This is a genomic window from Selenobaculum gibii, assembly GCF_030273445.1.
Taxonomy (GTDB): Bacteria; Bacillota; Negativicutes; order ICN-92133; family ICN-92133; genus Selenobaculum; species Selenobaculum gibii.
The window spans coordinates 629,140-647,179 of the sequence record NZ_CP120678.1 but is presented as its reverse complement, the minus strand read 5'-3'; the positions used below and the strand labels follow the sequence as shown (position 1 = coordinate 647,179).

Annotated in this window: 17 protein-coding genes and 4 tRNA genes; 4 read left to right on the top strand and 17 right to left on the bottom strand. The window is 35.0% G+C overall.

Going from position 1 to position 18,040, the window contains the following annotated elements; genetic code table 11:
* Positions 1–9: 9 nt before the first annotated feature.
* The 5 genes from P3F81_RS03020 to P3F81_RS03000 all read right to left on the bottom strand — a co-directional run bounded on the left by P3F81_RS03020 (position 10) and on the right by P3F81_RS03000 (position 4,923).
* Positions 10–468, bottom strand: a complete 459-nt coding sequence (locus tag P3F81_RS03020) for a chemotaxis protein CheX (RefSeq protein WP_147667627.1) — start codon at positions 466–468, stop codon at positions 10–12.
* 2 nt (positions 469–470) lie between these two features.
* Entirely contained in the window at positions 471–1,337 is an 867-nt protein-coding gene (locus tag P3F81_RS03015; RefSeq protein ID WP_309320611.1) for a response regulator, read from the bottom strand.
* A 392-nt stretch (positions 1,338–1,729) separates the two neighbouring features.
* Entirely contained in the window at positions 1,730–2,089 is a 360-nt protein-coding gene (locus P3F81_RS03010) for a P-II family nitrogen regulator (RefSeq protein WP_147667626.1), read from the bottom strand.
* A gap of 44 nt (positions 2,090–2,133) precedes the next feature.
* Positions 2,134–3,474, bottom strand: a complete 1,341-nt coding sequence (locus P3F81_RS03005; protein WP_147667625.1) for an ammonium transporter — start codon at positions 3,472–3,474, stop codon at positions 2,134–2,136.
* Positions 3,475–3,780: 306 nt separating this feature from the next.
* Positions 3,781–4,923 (bottom strand): iron-containing alcohol dehydrogenase, encoded by a 1,143-nt coding sequence (locus P3F81_RS03000; protein WP_147667624.1) that lies wholly within the window; start codon positions 4,921–4,923, stop codon positions 3,781–3,783.
* 390 nt (positions 4,924–5,313) lie between these two features.
* Here P3F81_RS03000 and putP point away from each other — a divergent pair, with 390 nt between their 5' ends.
* The gene (gene putP, locus P3F81_RS02995; protein WP_147667623.1) at positions 5,314–6,783 is read left to right on the top strand and encodes a sodium/proline symporter PutP; all 1,470 of its coding nucleotides are present in this window, start codon (positions 5,314–5,316) and stop codon (positions 6,781–6,783) included.
* A gap of 115 nt (positions 6,784–6,898) precedes the next feature.
* On the opposite strand, the gene P3F81_RS02990 is transcribed toward putP, so the two are convergent.
* From P3F81_RS02990 to P3F81_RS02975, 4 genes are all read right to left on the bottom strand, one after another.
* Positions 6,899–8,185 carry an ArsB/NhaD family transporter gene (locus P3F81_RS02990; RefSeq protein ID WP_147667622.1) on the bottom strand — a complete coding sequence of 429 codons (1,287 nt, stop codon included), beginning with the start codon at positions 8,183–8,185 and terminating at the stop codon, positions 6,899–6,901.
* A 281-nt stretch (positions 8,186–8,466) separates the two neighbouring features.
* On the bottom strand, positions 8,467–8,775 hold the full coding sequence (locus P3F81_RS02985) for a hypothetical protein (protein WP_147667621.1): 309 nt from the start codon (positions 8,773–8,775) through the stop codon (positions 8,467–8,469).
* A gap of 34 nt (positions 8,776–8,809) precedes the next feature.
* Positions 8,810–10,492: a glutamine--tRNA ligase/YqeY domain fusion protein gene (locus P3F81_RS02980; protein WP_147667620.1), complete on the bottom strand. Its 1,683-nt coding sequence runs from the start codon at positions 10,490–10,492 to the stop codon at positions 8,810–8,812.
* Positions 10,493–10,840: 348 nt separating this feature from the next.
* Complete coding sequence (locus tag P3F81_RS02975; RefSeq protein WP_147667619.1) at positions 10,841–11,587, bottom strand: HD domain-containing protein; 747 nt, start codon at positions 11,585–11,587, stop codon at positions 10,841–10,843.
* Between the two features lie 415 nt (positions 11,588–12,002).
* On the opposite strand from P3F81_RS02975, the gene P3F81_RS02970 reads away from it, so the two are divergent.
* Together P3F81_RS02970 and P3F81_RS02965 are read left to right on the top strand one after the other, a co-directional pair.
* Positions 12,003–12,761, top strand: a complete 759-nt coding sequence (locus P3F81_RS02970) for a sulfite exporter TauE/SafE family protein (protein WP_147667618.1) — start codon at positions 12,003–12,005, stop codon at positions 12,759–12,761.
* Positions 12,762–13,059: 298 nt separating this feature from the next.
* Positions 13,060–13,284, top strand: a complete 225-nt coding sequence (locus tag P3F81_RS02965) for a hypothetical protein (protein WP_147667617.1) — start codon at positions 13,060–13,062, stop codon at positions 13,282–13,284.
* An 85-nt stretch (positions 13,285–13,369) separates the two neighbouring features.
* Here P3F81_RS02965 and P3F81_RS02960 read toward each other — a convergent pair whose 3' ends face one another.
* The 7 genes from P3F81_RS02960 to P3F81_RS02930 form a co-directional block, all read right to left on the bottom strand.
* Entirely contained in the window at positions 13,370–14,554 is a 1,185-nt protein-coding gene (locus P3F81_RS02960; RefSeq protein ID WP_309320610.1) for a metallophosphoesterase, read from the bottom strand.
* 285 nt (positions 14,555–14,839) lie between these two features.
* A complete protein-coding gene (locus tag P3F81_RS02955) occupies positions 14,840–15,079 on the bottom strand; it encodes a hypothetical protein (protein WP_147667614.1) in 240 nt (79 codons plus the stop codon).
* A 222-nt stretch (positions 15,080–15,301) separates the two neighbouring features.
* Positions 15,302–16,153, bottom strand: a complete 852-nt coding sequence (locus P3F81_RS12935) for a methyl-accepting chemotaxis protein (RefSeq protein ID WP_147667612.1) — start codon at positions 16,151–16,153, stop codon at positions 15,302–15,304.
* Between the two features lie 210 nt (positions 16,154–16,363).
* A tRNA-Leu gene (locus tag P3F81_RS02945) sits at positions 16,364–16,449 on the bottom strand.
* A 48-nt stretch (positions 16,450–16,497) separates the two neighbouring features.
* Positions 16,498–16,586: transfer RNA gene (locus P3F81_RS02940), tRNA-Leu, on the bottom strand.
* A 9-nt stretch (positions 16,587–16,595) separates the two neighbouring features.
* Positions 16,596–16,669, bottom strand: a tRNA-Gly gene (locus P3F81_RS02935).
* A 13-nt stretch (positions 16,670–16,682) separates the two neighbouring features.
* Positions 16,683–16,758, bottom strand: a tRNA-Thr gene (locus P3F81_RS02930).
* 252 nt (positions 16,759–17,010) lie between these two features.
* On the opposite strand from P3F81_RS02930, the gene P3F81_RS02925 reads away from it, so the two are divergent.
* Complete coding sequence (locus P3F81_RS02925; protein ID WP_309320609.1) at positions 17,011–17,169, top strand: hypothetical protein; 159 nt, start codon at positions 17,011–17,013, stop codon at positions 17,167–17,169.
* A gap of 176 nt (positions 17,170–17,345) precedes the next feature.
* Here P3F81_RS02925 and P3F81_RS02920 read toward each other — a convergent pair whose 3' ends face one another.
* A complete protein-coding gene (locus P3F81_RS02920; protein WP_147667610.1) occupies positions 17,346–17,570 on the bottom strand; it encodes a hypothetical protein in 225 nt (74 codons plus the stop codon).
* Between the last annotated feature and the right edge of the window lie 470 nt (positions 17,571–18,040).

Genomic DNA, 18,040 nt, shown 5'->3' with positions numbered 1-18,040 from the left:
TGTTTTTCTTTATTCTAACGCAATATTAATTTCAAATGGTTTAGAACTAATTAATAATTCAATGACAAGATATTGGGAATTGCTGATTTTTACATTAAAACCATCACCAACTGTCAATGTTGGCGTAGATATATCTACAGCATATCCCATTGTCGTCAAATTTGTTGCCGCTGTTGCAGTGAGCATATTTGCCATTTCTGAAATAGCACTTTGTGCCATATCATCAAAATTTTCTACCGGCATACCACACATCATTGTTGAAGCGATGAATTTCGCTGTATCGTCTGTCATATTATATGCTACATTCCCTCGAACTGCCTGTGTCACACCAACTAAAACAGTAACGCCCAAACTCATCGCAGATTTTTCTCTGACAGAAACCTTTCCCTTTGCGATGTCTTGGAATCCCATTTGTGGCATGACTGTAGTAACAGCATCGATGAATGGGTTTATTAATTTAACATCCACAATTACTCTCCTCCAGCAAAGCCAATATTCATTTTAAATACACCTAATCTCGTTACAGCCTCAACATTAAATGATGTTAGTTTTGGATTAACTATACCTAAATTGTTTCCACAAATCGTTCCTGGCGGTGTGATGCGGATTTCTTTGTCTTTGCAAATATCATTGATAATTGAGACACTTCTACCAGCAATAATATTTGCAAGTTCTTCCATGCTATCGTTTGCCTCCTCTTCCGTTACATTTTCAACTTCCCCCAACACCATCTGCGCAAAGTTATACATCGTATCAAAATCAGAATGTAAAATCATTCTACCTATCGGTTTCCCGGTAATTCCAATAATAATAGCAATTCCATCTGCTAAAATTCTTGAAGACGTGTCTTGTTCTACAGAAACTTTGCTATGTACCCCAGCGAGACTGAATAGATTTTGTTGCAATACTTTTACAAAAGGCTTCACGTAAGTTTCTTGTAAAATACTCATATCACCATCAGTAAATCCACACGCAATTTTTAACGTATCAATAAGTTCAGTTGCATTTAACGGTTTTTGTAAAAAAGATGAAATTCCTACTGTTCTTCCTCGCATCATAAGTTTCGCATCCCGCATTGCGCTAATCATTATAATTTTTGCTTTGGGATTAATCTCCAATATCCGCCTGCTACACTCTAACCCATCTGCATCAGGTAGATTCATATCCATAGTTACCGCATCAGGTTTTAGTTCCTTATACAGTTCTACCGCTTCTGCACAGTTTTTAGCAGAGCCGCATATTTCAAAATTAGTTCTCGCCAATACACCTTCTATCATTGCATGACTAATCCGAGAGTCATCTACCACTAATAAACGAATCTTACGCAACTTTATCACCTGCTTTTCTAATGTTAACTTTTAATAAACTAAACATACTTTTCTAAAAAATACTCTGCATTCATTAAAATTACAACCAGTCCATTTCAAATCTTAGACTTTCCAGTTAGATATCTTTTATTAAAATCATAGATAGAATAGTCAACATTTTCGATGGGCTAAGTCAGCCATAAATGACTTTATCCATTATTTCTTATTAAATTTTTAACAAATGCTTTATTTTTTATATAGTTTCAATTCAATAAACTTCCTATGACTAATTTCCTATTTATAAAAGTTAAACTTTTTTCTAAAAAATCCTGCCGAAAAAGCTCGATTTAGATGAAAAATCTAAACAAAAGAAAAGCATTAAAGCTTTATCATCAGCTTTAATGCTTTCTTTTATTTAAATATTATTTTTGGTCTATAATTGCTAAATCGCCTTCTTCACCAGTACGAATTCTTACAGCATTTTCGACATCGTATACAAATATTTTTCCATCGCCAATATGACCTGTATTTAAAACACGTTTAGCAACTTCTAATACTTTTTCTACTGGGATCTCACAAACTACCGTTTCTATCTTTACCTTTGGTACAAGATTAATTGTATATTCCGTACCACGATAAATTTCCTTATGACCTTTTTGCAATCCACAGCCATATACCTGACTTACCGTCATACCAGCAACACCGATTGCATTTAGAGCTTCTTTTAACTCTTCTAATTTTCCAGGTCTCGTTATTATATCGATTTTCGTAATCTTCCTCATAAAAACTCCTCCTTTTAATTTAATCTATTGACTCTTAAAAGTAACTATTCTTTATTTCCAAACAACGGATTACCTGCAACGAAACTTTGACCATAAGCACGTTCGCCATGCTCGCTAATATCCACGCCAGCGATTTCATCACTTTCATCCACTCTAATTTTCATAAATGCACCAATAATTTTAATTAAAAGTACTGTCCCAACAATTGCTAACACCCATGCAGCAACAACAGAAAGAATTTGAATAAACAATAAATCTTGATTACCGTAGAATAATCCATCTGCGCCAGATTCATTTACACTAGTTGTTGCCCAAAGACCAGTTGCAATTGCACCCCAAGTACCACCAATACCATGAACCCCGAATGCATCCAAAGAATCATCATAACCAAATTTTGCTTTTACTACTGCTACAGAGAAGTAACAAATCACACCACCGATAAGGCCAATTAAAATCGCTGGCATCGGAGTTACAAAACCTGCTGCCGGAGTAATCGCTACAAGACCCGCAACACATCCGCTGGCTGCACCAAATACAGTAGGCTTTCCATTATGCATCCACTCTGCAAAAACCCAAGATACTGTCGCTGCTGCTGCTGCCGCTTGCGTAACAATAAATGCATTTGCAGCAAGACCATTCGCGCCTAAAGCACTACCTACATTAAACCCAAACCAACCAAACCAAAGTAAAGTCGCGCCTAAAACAACCATTGGAATATTGTGCGGAAGAATTGGACTCTTACCATAGCCACGTCTTTTACCAATCATTAAACAAATAACTAAGCCAGATACACCGGAAAGAATGTGAATTACTAACCCACCTGCGAAGTCTAGCGCACCTAATTCGGCAAGCCAACCGCCGCCCCATACCCAATGTGCCATTGGGTTATAAATAAGTATAGCCCATAGCAAAATAAATGTCACAAAAGCGGAGAATTTCATTCTTTCTGCAAATGCACCAGTAATTAATGCTGGCGTAATTACTGCAAACATACATTGAAATGCAACAAAAGCAAACTCAGGGATTGTTCCCATCACTGTATGAACATCAATCCCACTTAAACCAATTTTAGATAAATCACCAATAAATCCAGAAATATCATCGCCAAAAGTTAATGTATAGCCAATTAAAACCCATTCAACTGATATAAGTCCAACAATAAAAAAGCTTTGCATAATTGTACTCAATACATTCTTATTTCTTACCATACCACCATAGAAAAAACCAAGACCTGGAGTCATGATGAATACCAATGCTGCACTAATCAATACCCACGCGGTGTCTCCTGTATCAATCACAGCCTCACCGTCGGCAGCAAATGTAACTGAAACTGTCATCACAAATAACACCAAAGTGTTAAATATCGTTGACCATAACTTTTTCATCTTCATTCCCTCTTTTCTTAAAATAAATAAACGTCTGATAAATTAAACTTTCCGTTTAATTTACCAGACGCCATTGTCTACACATATTCCTTTGTAAAAAATAATGATAACTATCAGCCTCCTTTACCATCAACAAAATCTCACAAACAAGAAAAAGCCTTCTCACCAGTCACAAATCATACTCTGTAACTTGTAAGAAGGCTTCATTGCCATCAAATATCTTGTTGATGTGATTATTATATTCACTAATTCATCTATTGTCAATAAGAGATTTACACTTTTTTTGAGATTCCGTTAAATAACTTTTCAATAGTGTATACCTGCATAAATTTCTTTTAAAAGTTCCTTCATATCTGCTTCACTTATTTTTACAGGATTAGATTTCGTTGAACCTTGCAGTGCATTGCCCAATAATAGTGTAAAATTATCATAATAGTCCTCTTGTTTAATTCCCATTTCCTTAAATGAATTTGGAATATTCAGCACTTTATTCAATTGACGAATTGCCATAACAAAATCCTCTACGCCAATCGCCCTGGCCAATATATTTAATTTGTCAGCAACCTTTTTGCTATGCTGACGATTATATTCAAGAACATAAGGCAACGCAACAGCATTAATTAATCCATGCCCTTCATTAAATTGTCCACCAATCGCATGCGCAATTCCATGCACCATCCCTAATCCCACATTCGTAAATGCAAAGCCGGCTAGAGATTGATAATTATGTACCTTTTCCCGGCTTTCTACGGTTCCTTCCTGATAGGAAATCGGCAAATAACGATAGAGCCCTTCCACTGCTCCGCGTGCCATTACTTCGGTAAAATCATCAAGGTTTTCATTACAATACGCTTCAACCGCATGGGTCATCGCATCCATCCCCGTTTGAGCAACAATGTGCTTAGGCATGGATAACGTAAGTACTGGATCTAAAATTGCAAGATCAGGAATAAATGCATCTGTCTTTAACCCAATTTTGATATTTTTTTCTTTAAAGGTTACTACCGCAGCTCTTGTTACTTCACTTGCTGTTCCAGAGGTCGTCGGAATCGCAATCAATTTTACTTTTTTGCGTTTATCTGGTAGCCCTTTTTCTAGTACATTATCAAAGTTTAATTCATCATTCTCATAAAAAACCGTCATCACTTTTGCCGCGTCCATCGGTGATCCACCGCCAATCGCAATGACCAAATCAGGTGAAAATTGCCGCATTTTTTCAACGCCTTCTAAAACACAAAAGGTATCGGGATTTTTGCTAATTCCCGAATGCACCAATGTTTCTGCTCCATTTTTTTGTAAAAGAGCTTCAATCCTTCCGATAACACCATTTTTCATCATCGAATTACTTCCCGCTACAATAAAAGCCTTTTTCGCTGTTATATTTTTTAAATATTCTAATGAGTCTTTTCCTGTAACAAAAGATTCGCCACCAAAAAGTAATCGTTTCATAAATTCACCTCAAACTCTTTCATCATTTAACTATCTACTATTTTTCATTATAGCATAAGAAAAATTCTTTATGACATACCAGTAAAAAAAATCCCTTTTCTCTGACTAAGTATCTCTGCATTTCATTTTATACTGGAATTAAAATTTAACTTGAATTAAAACTTACTTTATTCTTGTAAGCGCGACAAGTGTTTTCTCCCATTGCATTATGTAATCAAATTACATATAATATTTACTATGTTTCATAAATTTTATTGCCAAGATAATAAAGTAGACTTGATTCAGGTGGCATTTTGACTGCATCTGAATCCTAGTCATCGGGTCAAAACTCTACTTCATGTTCTTTGCAATAATCTTTATGTCAATGTTTTTAAGGGGGACGTTCTTTTTATGGAAAATCAAAATATTCATGTAATCCTATCATTCATCCTCTATTTGGCTGTAATGATGTCAATTGGCGTATACTTTTATCGCCGTACACAGAAAATGTCCGATTACATATTAGGAAGCCGACAACTCGGCGCATGGGTTACTTCTTTAAGTGCAGAAGCATCCGATATGAGCGGTTGGATGCTCATGGGACTTCCTGGCTATGCCTACGTTGCCGGTTTAGGCGCAGGATGGATTGCTTTGGGTTTAGCACTGGGGACATATGCAAACTGGAGATTCATTGCAAAAAGGTTACGTAAATACACCGAAGCTGCGAATGATTCCTTAACAATGCCAGACTATTTACAAAATCGTTTTCATGACACATCGAGTATTCTCAGAGTGATTTCCGCAGTTTTTATTCTTATCTTCTTTATTATTTACACATCTTCCGGATTTGTTGCGGGAGGTAAACTCTTTAACACCGTATTTGGTATACCTTATGAATACGCTTTGCTATTAGGCGCATTCGTAGTCGTCTTTTATACGTTTGTCGGTGGTTTTATGGCTGTATGTTGGACGGACTTCGTTCAAGGCGTAATGATGTTTTTTGCTATTATTATGGTTCCGTTAGCTGGCGCATATATGTTAGGTGGCATTAGTCCAACTTATGAAGCAATTTACATACTTAACCCCGAATATTTCAACCCGTTTTCTAAGCCAGACGGTTCAATGTTTAGTGTAATTGAAATTATCTCATTATTAGCTTGGGGTCTTGGCTATTTCGGTCAACCACATATTCTCGTACGCTTTATGGCAATTCGTTCATCAGACGAAATCAAACAGGCAACAAAAATTGCCATGACTTGGGTCGTTCTATCGCTTATAGCTTCCGTGCTTGTTGGCTTAGTTGGTAGAGTATTTCTACCAACTGTTTTAGAGGGTACTGATGTAGAAACAGTATTTATGGTAATGACACATCAATTATTCTCACCATTTGTTGCTGGTCTTGTTCTTTCAGCCGTACTTGCTGCAATTATGAGTACTGCATCTTCACAATTGCTCGTTGCAGCATCCGCTTTTGCACAAGATTTTTATAAATCATTAATTCACAAAGAAGCATCAGATAAAGAATTAGTATGGACAAGTCGTACCTCTGTAATCGTAATTTCAATTATTGCAATCAGTCTTGGCTTAAACCCTGATAATCTTGTTTTAGATATGGTTGCTTACGCTTGGGCAGGCTTTGGCGCCGCGTTCGGTCCAGTAATTTTATTGTCATTATTTTGGCGTAAGATTACACGTAATGGTGCCCTCGCTGGTATCATCGTCGGTGGATTAACTGTTCTAATCTGGAAACAATTTAGTTGGTTTGGACTATATGAAATCGTTCCTGGCTTTTTCTTCTCCATGCTTGCAATCTATGCGGTTTCACTTATAGACAAAGCTCCAAATGAAAAAACACTTCGAATTTTCGACTCCATAAAATAAATACTACTACTTATAAAATTAAAAGCTACGCTAATTTATTAGCGTAGCTTTTTTATTAGCGTAGCTTTTTTATTTATCCGATAAAAGTAAACTTCCATTTGAATCAAGCCTTATTTTATAAGTGCCAAAAATAGATATAAATACTCGAAATAATAATGGAAATAATCATCATCGGAAAGCCAATCAACAAATACTTTACAAATGATAGCTGATGTCCTTTTTGCGCTGCCATACTAGCAACTACAACATTCGCACTTGCACCAACTAGGGTACCATTTCCACCTAAGCAAGCGCCTAAAGATAAACTCCACCATAAAGGTTCAAGATTCGTAAGTCCCATTGTACTCATTTCTTTAATCATCGGTATCATCGTTGCTACGAATGGAATATTATCAATAAAAGCAGATGCAATTGCACTCATCCATAAAATTAGCATCGCTGTAGCGCTAACATCACCATTTGTCACTTGCATTGCTTCACGCGCCAACATCGCGATTACACCGGTTTCAACCAAAGCCCCAACAAGAATAAACAAACCTGCAAAAAAGAAAATCGCTAACCATTCTATTTTGCTAAAAACTTTTGCAAGCAAACCTTCATCACGCGAAATCGTAATCGCCATTAATACACTTGCACCAGTTAAAGCTGCTGTTGCCGTTTCTAAATGCAACTGGCTATGCAAAGCAAACAGCATAATCGTAATAGCTAAGACAAACAAACATTTCTTTAATAATTTAGGATTATTAATTTGACTCTTCTCATTCAAACGTAAAACCTTTGCTTTTAACTCATCTGTCGTATGTAAATCTTTCCGATAAAGAATCATTAAAAGAAACAATGTAACAATTAAAATAACCGTACATACAGTACCTAAATTGACGATAAACGATAAAAAGTCCAATTCCTTTACCGCACTACCAATCATAATATTCGGCGGATCTCCAATTAAGGTCGCCGCCCCACCAATATTTGCGGAAAGAATCTGAGCAATTAAAAATGGTTTAGGTGAAACTTTCAATTGTGAAGTTATACTAAACGTAACCGGGACAGTTAAAAGCACCGTCGTTACATTATCTAAAAACGCAGAACAGAGCGCAGTCAACAGACTTAGGACGACTAAAATTCGAATAGGTTCCCCCTTTACTTTTTTCGCCGCCCATATCGCTAAATAATTAAATAAACCAGTCTCACTCGTAATATTTACAATGATCATCATGCCAATCAATAAGCCAATGGTGTTAAAATCAATATGATGAATTGCCATATCTTGATTCAAAATTCCTAAGAGTATCATAGCTACTGCACCAGTTAAAGCTACAACAGTACGATGTACCTTTTCCGATACAATCAATGTATATGCAGTAACAAATATTACCACTGCTAATAATGCATTGTTTTCCAAACTACCCACTTCCTAATAAATTATTTCATTGTCACCTTATCTATAAAGTAGACTTGATTCAGGTGGAACTGTTGCCCCATCTAAACCTTAGCCACACTTATTGGGAAACTTAGCCGATTTTAGGTTCCCTCTATAAAAGAAAGTATCTTATAACCAAAGAAATAAAATTTTTATTTTTGTGTGAATCTACCCATTTATTCCATTAAATAAATAAGTAAAAATCATCAAATAAAAAGCTGACTATCTTAAGCAATTTAGAGCTAAAATAGTCAGCATCATAGTTATTTCTTCTTTTTCTTAAGTGGTACTGCATTTAAGAGAATCTTTTTCCCTTCACGCACTACTTTTATATCGTATTCTACAATACCTTCTTTGTACAACTCTAATTTTAATTCTAATAAAGCTTTGCCAATCTTCTCTTGCAACTCTTTCGTTAAAAAAGCCATTGACAAATCCTCTTTGTCTTTACCTTTAACTTTAGGCTTAGCTTGAGGCTCTTCCTCGGTAGAAAACATTGTTTCAAAAGTTTCTACTTCTTTGTAATCTGCAAACATTGCCTTATCAGTTAAATTTCTTGGTATCTTTGCCATTTATATTATCACACTCTTTCCTGTGGCATCTGGTTTAGCTTTTCTTTGCCTTTGCCCAAGAATCACGTAACCCAACAATGCGGTTAAATACAAGTTTATCTTTTGTAGAGTCTTTATCTACACAAAAATAGCCTTGGCGTAAAAATTGATAACGATTACCTGGAGCAGTATAAGCTAAACTTGGTTCAACCATACAGTTTTCTATTACTTCAACTGATTTCTCGTTTAATTGCGCCAAGAAATCTGATGTATTTTCTTCATCATCACTCATTAATAAGTAATCATATAAACGTGCCTCCGCTTGCAAGGCATGACGAGCAGATACCCAATGGAGTGTCCCTTTTACTTTGCGTCCACTATTATGTTGACTTCCACTTTTAGTATCAGGGTCATAGCTACAACGAAGTTCAACAATATTGCCAGCTTCATCTTTGATTACTTCTTCACATTTGATAATATACGCATGCTTTAAACGAACTTCTCCACCCGGTTTTAAACGGAAAAATTTCTTTGGCGGTTCTTCCATAAAATCTTCTTGTTCAATATAAATCTCACGACTAAATGGCATCATACGTTTCCCCATTGCAGGGCATTCCGGATTATTCTCAGCCATCATGTATTCCACTTTATCCTCAGGATAGTTTTCAATAACTAATTTTAATGGACGTACCACTGCCATTACACGATCTGCTGTTTTATTTAAATCTTCCCGAATACAATGCTCAAGCATTGCAACATCAACAAGGCTATTACTTTTTGCAACGCCAATACGGTCACAGAAATCGCGAATTGATTCTGGTGTATACCCACGGCGGCGCAGTCCTGAAATAGTCGGCATGCGAGGATCATCCCACCCCGTTACATACCCACCATCGACAAGCATTCTTAATTTACGTTTGCTCATTACGGTATTTGTTAAATTCAAGCGAGCAAACTCAATTTGTTTTGGACGAGTGTTTGCATCAAAGCCTAAAGCTTCTAGCGTCCATTCGTAGAGTGGTCTATGATCTTCAAATTCTAAAGTACAAATCGAATGCGTAATGCCTTCTAATGCATCAGAAATAGGATGTGCATAGTCATACATTGGATAAATGCACCAAGCATCTCCTGTACGATGATGTTTCGTATGAGAAATTCGATAAATAATTGGATCACGCAAATTAATATTTGGTGAACTCATATCAATTTTTGCTCTAAGTACCCTTTCTCCATCGGCAAATTCTCCATTTTTCATCCGCATAAATAAATCCAAATTTTCTTCTACACTGCGATTGCGATATGGACTCTCTTTCCCAGGCTCCGTTAAAGTCCCACGATATTCACGCATTTGTTCTGGTGACAAATCACATACATACGCTTTTCCATCTTTAATCAAACCAATCGTCAATTCAAAAATTCTTTCAAAATAACTGGAAGCATAAAACATTCGATCTTCCCAATCAAAGCCAAGCCATTTTACATCTTCTTGAATAGAATCAACATATTCTACATCTTCTTTTGTTGGATTCGTATCATCAAAGCGAAGATTGCATAGTCCTTGATTATATTTTGCTAAACCAAAATTTAGGCAAATAGATTTTGCATGACCGATATGCAAATAACCATTTGGTTCCGGTGGGAACCGCGTATGAATCCCCTCACTGTATTTACCATTTTTTAAGTCTTCCTCAACAATATTTTGCACAAAATTTGTTGCAATCGTATAGTTTTCTGCCATAAAAACTGCTCCTTTATTTATAAATCCAAAATATAAAATGCAGCAAACCCAATAAAGTAAAACTTAACTCAATCGGATTTTTTACTCCATCTAATTTTTAGTTGACCTTACCTATGAAATTAACCGCTCATCTGTTTTCTGCGAGTATAACTCCCCTTTATTAAAAAGCGGGGATCTATGAAGCGCTTATTTCGTTAGATGAGCGCATTAGTTATCAGACAAAAACCAATCCTGAATTACCAATGCTGTTTTTTCTTCATAAGCCAAAAATATAATATTTAACTAGCTACCGTTAGCTGTCGGATAAAAGGTTAATATTCGAGATAAAATGTAAATTTCCTTCTATTCCTAAAACCCTTTTGCTTTTTTCGTCATATAGGCCCTTAAAACAGCCTCACCTTTTTTAGTAATTTCATTATTGGGGAGTTTTTTGATAATCTCATCTGCATACTTCCGCTCTATTAACTTTTGCATCGTCCACGAAAAATTTATATTATACATCCATAGCAAACGTACTAATTTACGATCAGCCGTAGTCTTCATATGCGCAAAGTCGCATTGCTCTCCTTTTAAAAAACCTTGCACAAAGATGGGGCTATATTCACTACCATCATCAGGCATAATCAAAGGTTCTAGTACGCGATAAATATCAAGCTTATCTGCATCACGAATGATTTTAGCAAAAAAAACTTCTCTCTCATTGCCACTTTCATTAATATTGATTGCATTGTGGTTTGCAATAGCAAATTTAAACACCTGCAAATCCTCTTGATCCAATCGTTTAAGTAATGGTAAATCCTTAATAATACTTAACCCATACAACGCATGATTTACTGAAATTCTATCATTAAATGTTCGATAAACGGTATATTGATGAAACCGTCCAATATCATGAAAAAGACCAATCATTTTCGCTAATAATATATCATGTTCATTTAAATTTAAATATTTCGCCAATTCTCCGCTAATTTTCACAACATAATCCGTATGTTCCTCTTTACGTATAATATTCTCCTGAATGTCCGCATCATCTGTATAAAAGCTTTTAATATACTGCCTGACCCATTGCTGCATCTCTACCAATAAATTTTTCATAAAACAACCTGCCTTTTTCCATAAAATAAACCTTGATTAAGTTGTCTTTTTGACTTTATCTAAATCCTAGTCACTCACATTCAAAATCTTCGTCACGACTAACTCTCACTAGCTGAAAATGTAAATTTTATCACATTTTAACCATCTGATAAACCTAAAAATTTTTAGCCGATTCTATCTTAATATCAAAATGATAAATAATTCTTATTGAAGTATACCTCTAGATTATCTGTAAAACAATATATAAATAGAAAGAATCTCTTGAAATTAAATTTCTACATTTAAAATATTTATCTCTTTTCCACATTCTTTCTTTCCTTTTCAAATGATTAGTAGTATGCTAATGTAGTTAATTTATTTTAAAGAGTTCTAACTTAGAAAATTAAATTTTATTCTCTTCGAAAGGAGTCTTGTTATGGAATTATTATTGTTCTTTCTACTTGGATTAGGGGTAGGAACCTTTGGTACACTTGTCGGTATTGGCGGAGGGCTCATTCTCATTCCAATCTTTTTATTAGTTTTGCACTTTCCTGCCCAACAAGCAATTGGTACATCCCTTACAGTAGTATTTTTCAATGCGCTATCGGGAACTATCGCCTACATTAAACAAAAAAAAGTATATTATGATGCAGCCTTTCGTTTTGCATTAGCAACTCTTCCCGGCGCCTTTCTTGGCAGTTATTTAGCCGACTATTTTACAGGTACTACCTTTAATATGGTCTTTGGGGTATTCTTATTATTCATGGCTATACTCATGTATACAAAATCGTCCTCAAAAAAAGCGGCGGCGGATTTCGATAAAGAAACTTTTACTTACAACCGTATGCTAGGTATCATTATCAGTGCAGGTGTTGGTTTTCTATCTAGTATTTTAGGTATTGGCGGAGGAGTTATTCACGTGCCTCTTATGATTTACGCTTTAGGCTTTCCAACCCATGTCGCAACAGCTACCTCACACTGCGTTTTAGCCGTTTCTTCATTTACTGGCGTAATCTCACATTATATATTAAATCATATTTTAGTCGGTCCCGCACTCAGCATCGGCATTGGTGCAGTGATTGGTGCTCAAATCGGTGCAAAATTATCAAACAAAACAAAATCAAAAGTAATTATTATTTTACTATCTTGTGCGGTATTTGCTCTAGGGGTAAGATTGATTATATCCGCATTATAAAAAAGTGCCCTTAATCACAAAAATCAGAAGAACTCGTTATCTTCATATGAATTTTAACAAGTTCTTTTTTTTCTTTTTTTGAATTCCATATTCATCATCTACTGCATAAAATAAAGTAACTAAGTAGAATTTATCCAAGGACTAATTCGCTTTAGGACTCTCAGATTCTCTAAACTGGAGTTACACCACAGGGCGCGAATGAGTGACTAAGTCTCTGGATAAGGACGACTAAATTCAGATGAAGTAAAAACTCACCCTGAATCAAGTCTACTTTATAGCTTTACAAGGAGTGATGACTATGCCATCTAAAGATAATCCAGAACTCATTGACTATAATGAAAACGATTTAAGAGAGAATGACCGTCAATTTTTCGGTTTTTTTCCTCTCACCTTAGGTACACTTGCTGCCGCTTCGCTATTCAATAATTTTGGTTGTCGGCCAGTTTCGTTTCATCATCATTGGCGCGACTATTACACCTGCTCACCAAAATATGTTTGCAAACCAGTCCCATACTATCCATAACATCTCCATCTTATAAAAATAAAAACTGCCTTTAGGCAGTTTTTATTTTTATAAGATAACGTACCAATGTAATTAACAGACTCCGTTAGCTATCAGATAAAACTTTTAGCGTAAACAAACTAATTTCAGCTGGACAACCTAAGCGAAATGGAAACCAACTTCCGGCGCCAGTACTTACATACCCATACATTTGCTCCTTTTGATACATTCCGCGCATATACTTATACCGAACTGGTAAAAGAGGTTGTCTTCCAATAGCCACCTGACCACCATGGGTATGCCCAGTTAACGTTAAATCTATATTTTTCTCATACGCATAGTCTATAACAACGGGATGATGGCTCAATAATATTTTTGTCGAGTTTTCCGTAACCCCCAATAAGGCTAAATCTAGCATTTCTTTACTTTTTACAATCTGTTCATTTGCCGTTTCACTCCAAGGATAATCAATGCCTAATAAATAAACAGGTTTTTTACTATTAATAAGTAGTGTGTTTTTATTCCTCAATACTTTAACTTCACTATGCTGAAATGCTGTTTCTAATTTAGGGAAATTGCGAAAATATTCATGATTTCCCCACGAAAAATAAATTCCGTAACGAAATTTAGAAATATATCCATTTAAAACTTCAATCAAGGCATCAATCATTTTTACATCATCAATCAAGTCACCGGTAATAACAACTACATCTGCACCTTTTTTATATAACAGTTCAAGAATCTGTGATAATTTTTCAACAGAAAAAAATAATCCAATATGTGCGTCACTAATCTGTCCTATCTTTAATCCATCATTTTGAACGTCTAAATTTTTAATTAAAATGTCATGTTCTAAAAACTCTACTTTTTCTCCGCCCAAGAAAGTACCATATCCACTTAACCCAAATGATATAATAGGCAAAGAAACCGCCGCCCCTTGTATAAATTTTCGTCTACTTAAATCTATAGCATCATTCTCTTTAAGCAAATTCCGCAAATAAACTCGCTTTATCCCATGATAAAAAGGTAGCATAAACAGCCCTATTAATTGCCCCATAAACCAAAGAATCGTTATTTGGCTGAGCAACCCTTGAAAAGGAAATACATCCAGCTTTCCTCTTGTCAATATTATTCCACCTACAGCAATAATATTGATTAACCAAAAAAACGACTTTAATGTTTTATTCCGATAACAGGGGAAAACTTTACATAATAAAGTAATAAATAAATACGCAATTCCAAGCGCTATCCCAATTAGAATTCCAATGAAATAAATTGACGGTCCGTTCACAATAGCCTCCATTTTTACAACATATTATTATCAGTTTATCCGATAACTATCCCGCTCTACGACTCCTAACTTCTATAAATAGGAGCTATACCCTACAAATAACTAACTTTCTGGATAAGGTCTGCTAAGATTCAAATGGAATGAAAACTCCACTTGAATCAAGTCTTACTTTATATTATGTACAAATCATTTATTTTTAATATTAAGTGTAAAAAAAGAGAATCGACGACTGCCGATTCTATAAATAACATATGTTTATTTTTATAATTTTTTATTTATTATACCTTATACCTCGCCGCGTAAATGAGCCAGTTCAGCCTGCTTCTCACAATAATACCATCTTATCGATTTCCCGATAGCACAACGGACTGCATCCAGTTTACCTTGCAAAGCAAGCTTTTTTAACCTACTTGCATCAAACCCACTGACTGATAAATAACTTGCGGAAATGAATCCATGACTCTTCAAAAGATTACGATAGCTGGCGCTATCCTTGCGGTCCATTTCAATGCTTTTTATTGCCATACTGCTCCCCCCATCATATAAATCATGAGATACCAATATAGCCCATTTACTTTAGGTACGCCTATATTATACAACAAAAATATTTATTTGTACACTACTTTTCTCTTTATTTGTAAATTCTTTTAAAAAATACTATATACTATTAAAATTATTCTTTAATTTTTCTTTGCTATCCCTAAAGAAAAAGCAATGTGATTACAAAATATCACATTGCTTATATTTCTATCTAAATCTTTCTACATATTCTTTTAAATCATTTGCGCCCTTTGTGACCGTTTCTAAACTAGAAGTAATTTCTTCTGTAGATGCAGCTTGTTCCTCACTAATTGCACCTGTTCCTTCAATTGCACGTGCAATCGAAGATACAGCCTGGCTCATTTCGTGCAAAGTTTTTTGAATTCTTTTCGTTGCTTCCTGCGATTGTTCAGCTAATTTACGCACTTCTTCTGCAACTACAGCAAAGCCTCTACCTTGTTCTCCTGCTCTAGCAGCCTCAATTGCCGCGTTTAAACCCAATAAATTAGTTTGTTGAGCAATCGTATTAATATAATCAATTACTTGCGTCGTTTCATTATTTTTTACCATTAACTCATTTGCTAATTTGATTGCCTCTTGCCCAGCTTGTGCCAATTCAGTTGCACTCATTGCAACTTGCTCTACAGCAATATAAGCCTGCTCCGTTGAAGTTGCAAGGTTTTCAACAGTACTAATCAAATCGTTATTGTCTCCCGTATCAATCCCTGAACTTAAAGTTCCTATAACCTTTTTATCTTTTCCATAAATCGGAGTAAAAACTGTCTTTATAGGATAACCATAAACTTCTTTAGGTATATCTTCAAAAGTTTCTTTTCCTGAATCAATACATTTCGCAATTGTTGGAATCCCCGCAATCGGTTTACCAGCCGGCAAATCAAGTTCGAAATTTTTCGCGCGATGATAACCAAGGTATTCCTTTAAGTCTGTTAACCCAACAGCCATATCTTCACGAACAATTTTATTCATATAAGGAAGAACAATCTTAAACGCCTCCAAAATCTCCTCATTTGAATACTGCTTTTTCTCTCCTACCTCCATTTGAATTCCTCCTCCATATTCTCCTCATCTCTATATACTGGAAACTCTTTATCAAACGAATATAACTAAGTATGTATATTTGGGGCATCAAAGTACTATTCTTTATTTCGTTGTTAATTGTAAAATTCCCTCTTTTTTCATATCGATATCGTCTACATTTTATTACTAAAAAACAAAAAACCTACATCATTGTAGGTTTTATTCTCTATCTGGTGCGGCCGAGAGGATTTGAACCTCCACGAGATTGCTCTCACTAGCGCCTGAAGCTAGCGTGTCTGCCGTTCCACCACGACCGCATTACGTATTTATTTATAAATAAAAAACACCATCTTACTAACGTAAAATGGTGCCGAGGACCGGAATCGAACCGGTACGGATATTTCTATCCGCGGGATTTTAAGTCCCGTGCGTCTGCCAGTTCCGCCACCCCGGCATAACATTTTGGAGCGGGTGATGAGAATCGAACTCACGTGACTAGCTTGGAAGGCTAGGGCTCTACCATTGAGCTACACCCGCATATTAAAATTAATGGAGCTGGCGAGAGGAATTGAACCCCCAACCTGCTGATTACAAGTCAGCTGCTCTACCAATTGAGCTACACCAGCAAACTTAACCGCTCAGTTATATTATCATATATCATTTACTTTGTAAAGGCTATTTTATATATTTTTTTATTCTTGTAACTATTTCTATAAGGATTTATAATTATACTAAATAGAAGGCAGGTGATTTTATATTGCATGTCTAAAGATAGAATTTGTTGCAGTTATGTTTTCCACGGGCAACAAAGACTCAAAGATCGTATTGAAGTTATTATCCTTGCTGAAAGCTACGGATATTGAAAAAGGAGACTAACTATGAATCTGCCAAAACCAATCTTACAAAAGATTGTACAATGTATAATCGTTGGTATTTTAACTATTGTCATCGCTGTAGGAATTATAAATTACAAAAATAATCAGCCCTCGCCTCAAAATCCAGCTACTTCTCCCCAAACAGAAACCTATAATAAATAAAGTTAATAAAAGCACCCTAAAAGTTAGGCATGATATAGCTAACCTTTTAGTGGTGCTTTTTATTATTTAAAATAAATTTAAGACATAAAACCTTAGAATTTTGCAACTTGTATTCTTTAAGTATTATAAATTAGAAAATTGTTATGTACATGCAGAATTCCAGAAAATAAAATATTTTATATTTCTTTTTCAAATGCTTTATTTATTTCTTCAAAAGAGTCTAATATTGCTGTTATCCATCTATTCCCGATAGGAATCTCTACTATACTTTCAGTGCTGCTACTATCTTTACAAATAATTGAAGCCTTTGTTGCTTTATTGCATTCTATCCAAAACTTTAATTTAGGAAAAATATCTGTATCATTAAGACACCGCCCTGTTAAATCAGTAAAAATAATCATTTTTTTCATCTCCCCATATAACTTTCTAACAAAAACAAATATTTCTTATTAGCTTCTGGACTACTCTAGATAAATATTAATTTCTACTTTACCTCTCTAAATATTTAAATATTTGTACGCCTGCCATATTTGTTTTAAGTTGAGATGTCCCTTATTTTCATTTTTAAACTAACAATCGTATCTACAAATTCTTTACTCATTTTACACTTAAACTTAAGTTATTTTTTCATATTCTACAATATTATTACAATTCCTTCTAAACTTTCATATAAACGACATTTTTTCTTTCTTTTCCCTTGAGAATTTCAAAAAATACATAATTACAAGATAAATTGATAAAATTTTCAGAAAATTAACCTTCTACGTATCAAAAAAGTAAAATATTTTATAGAGTTAAAAATAATAGTTGAATAAAAATAAAATTGCCATCAGCTTAAATGGTAAATCTAAGTTGGTGGCAATTTTATTCA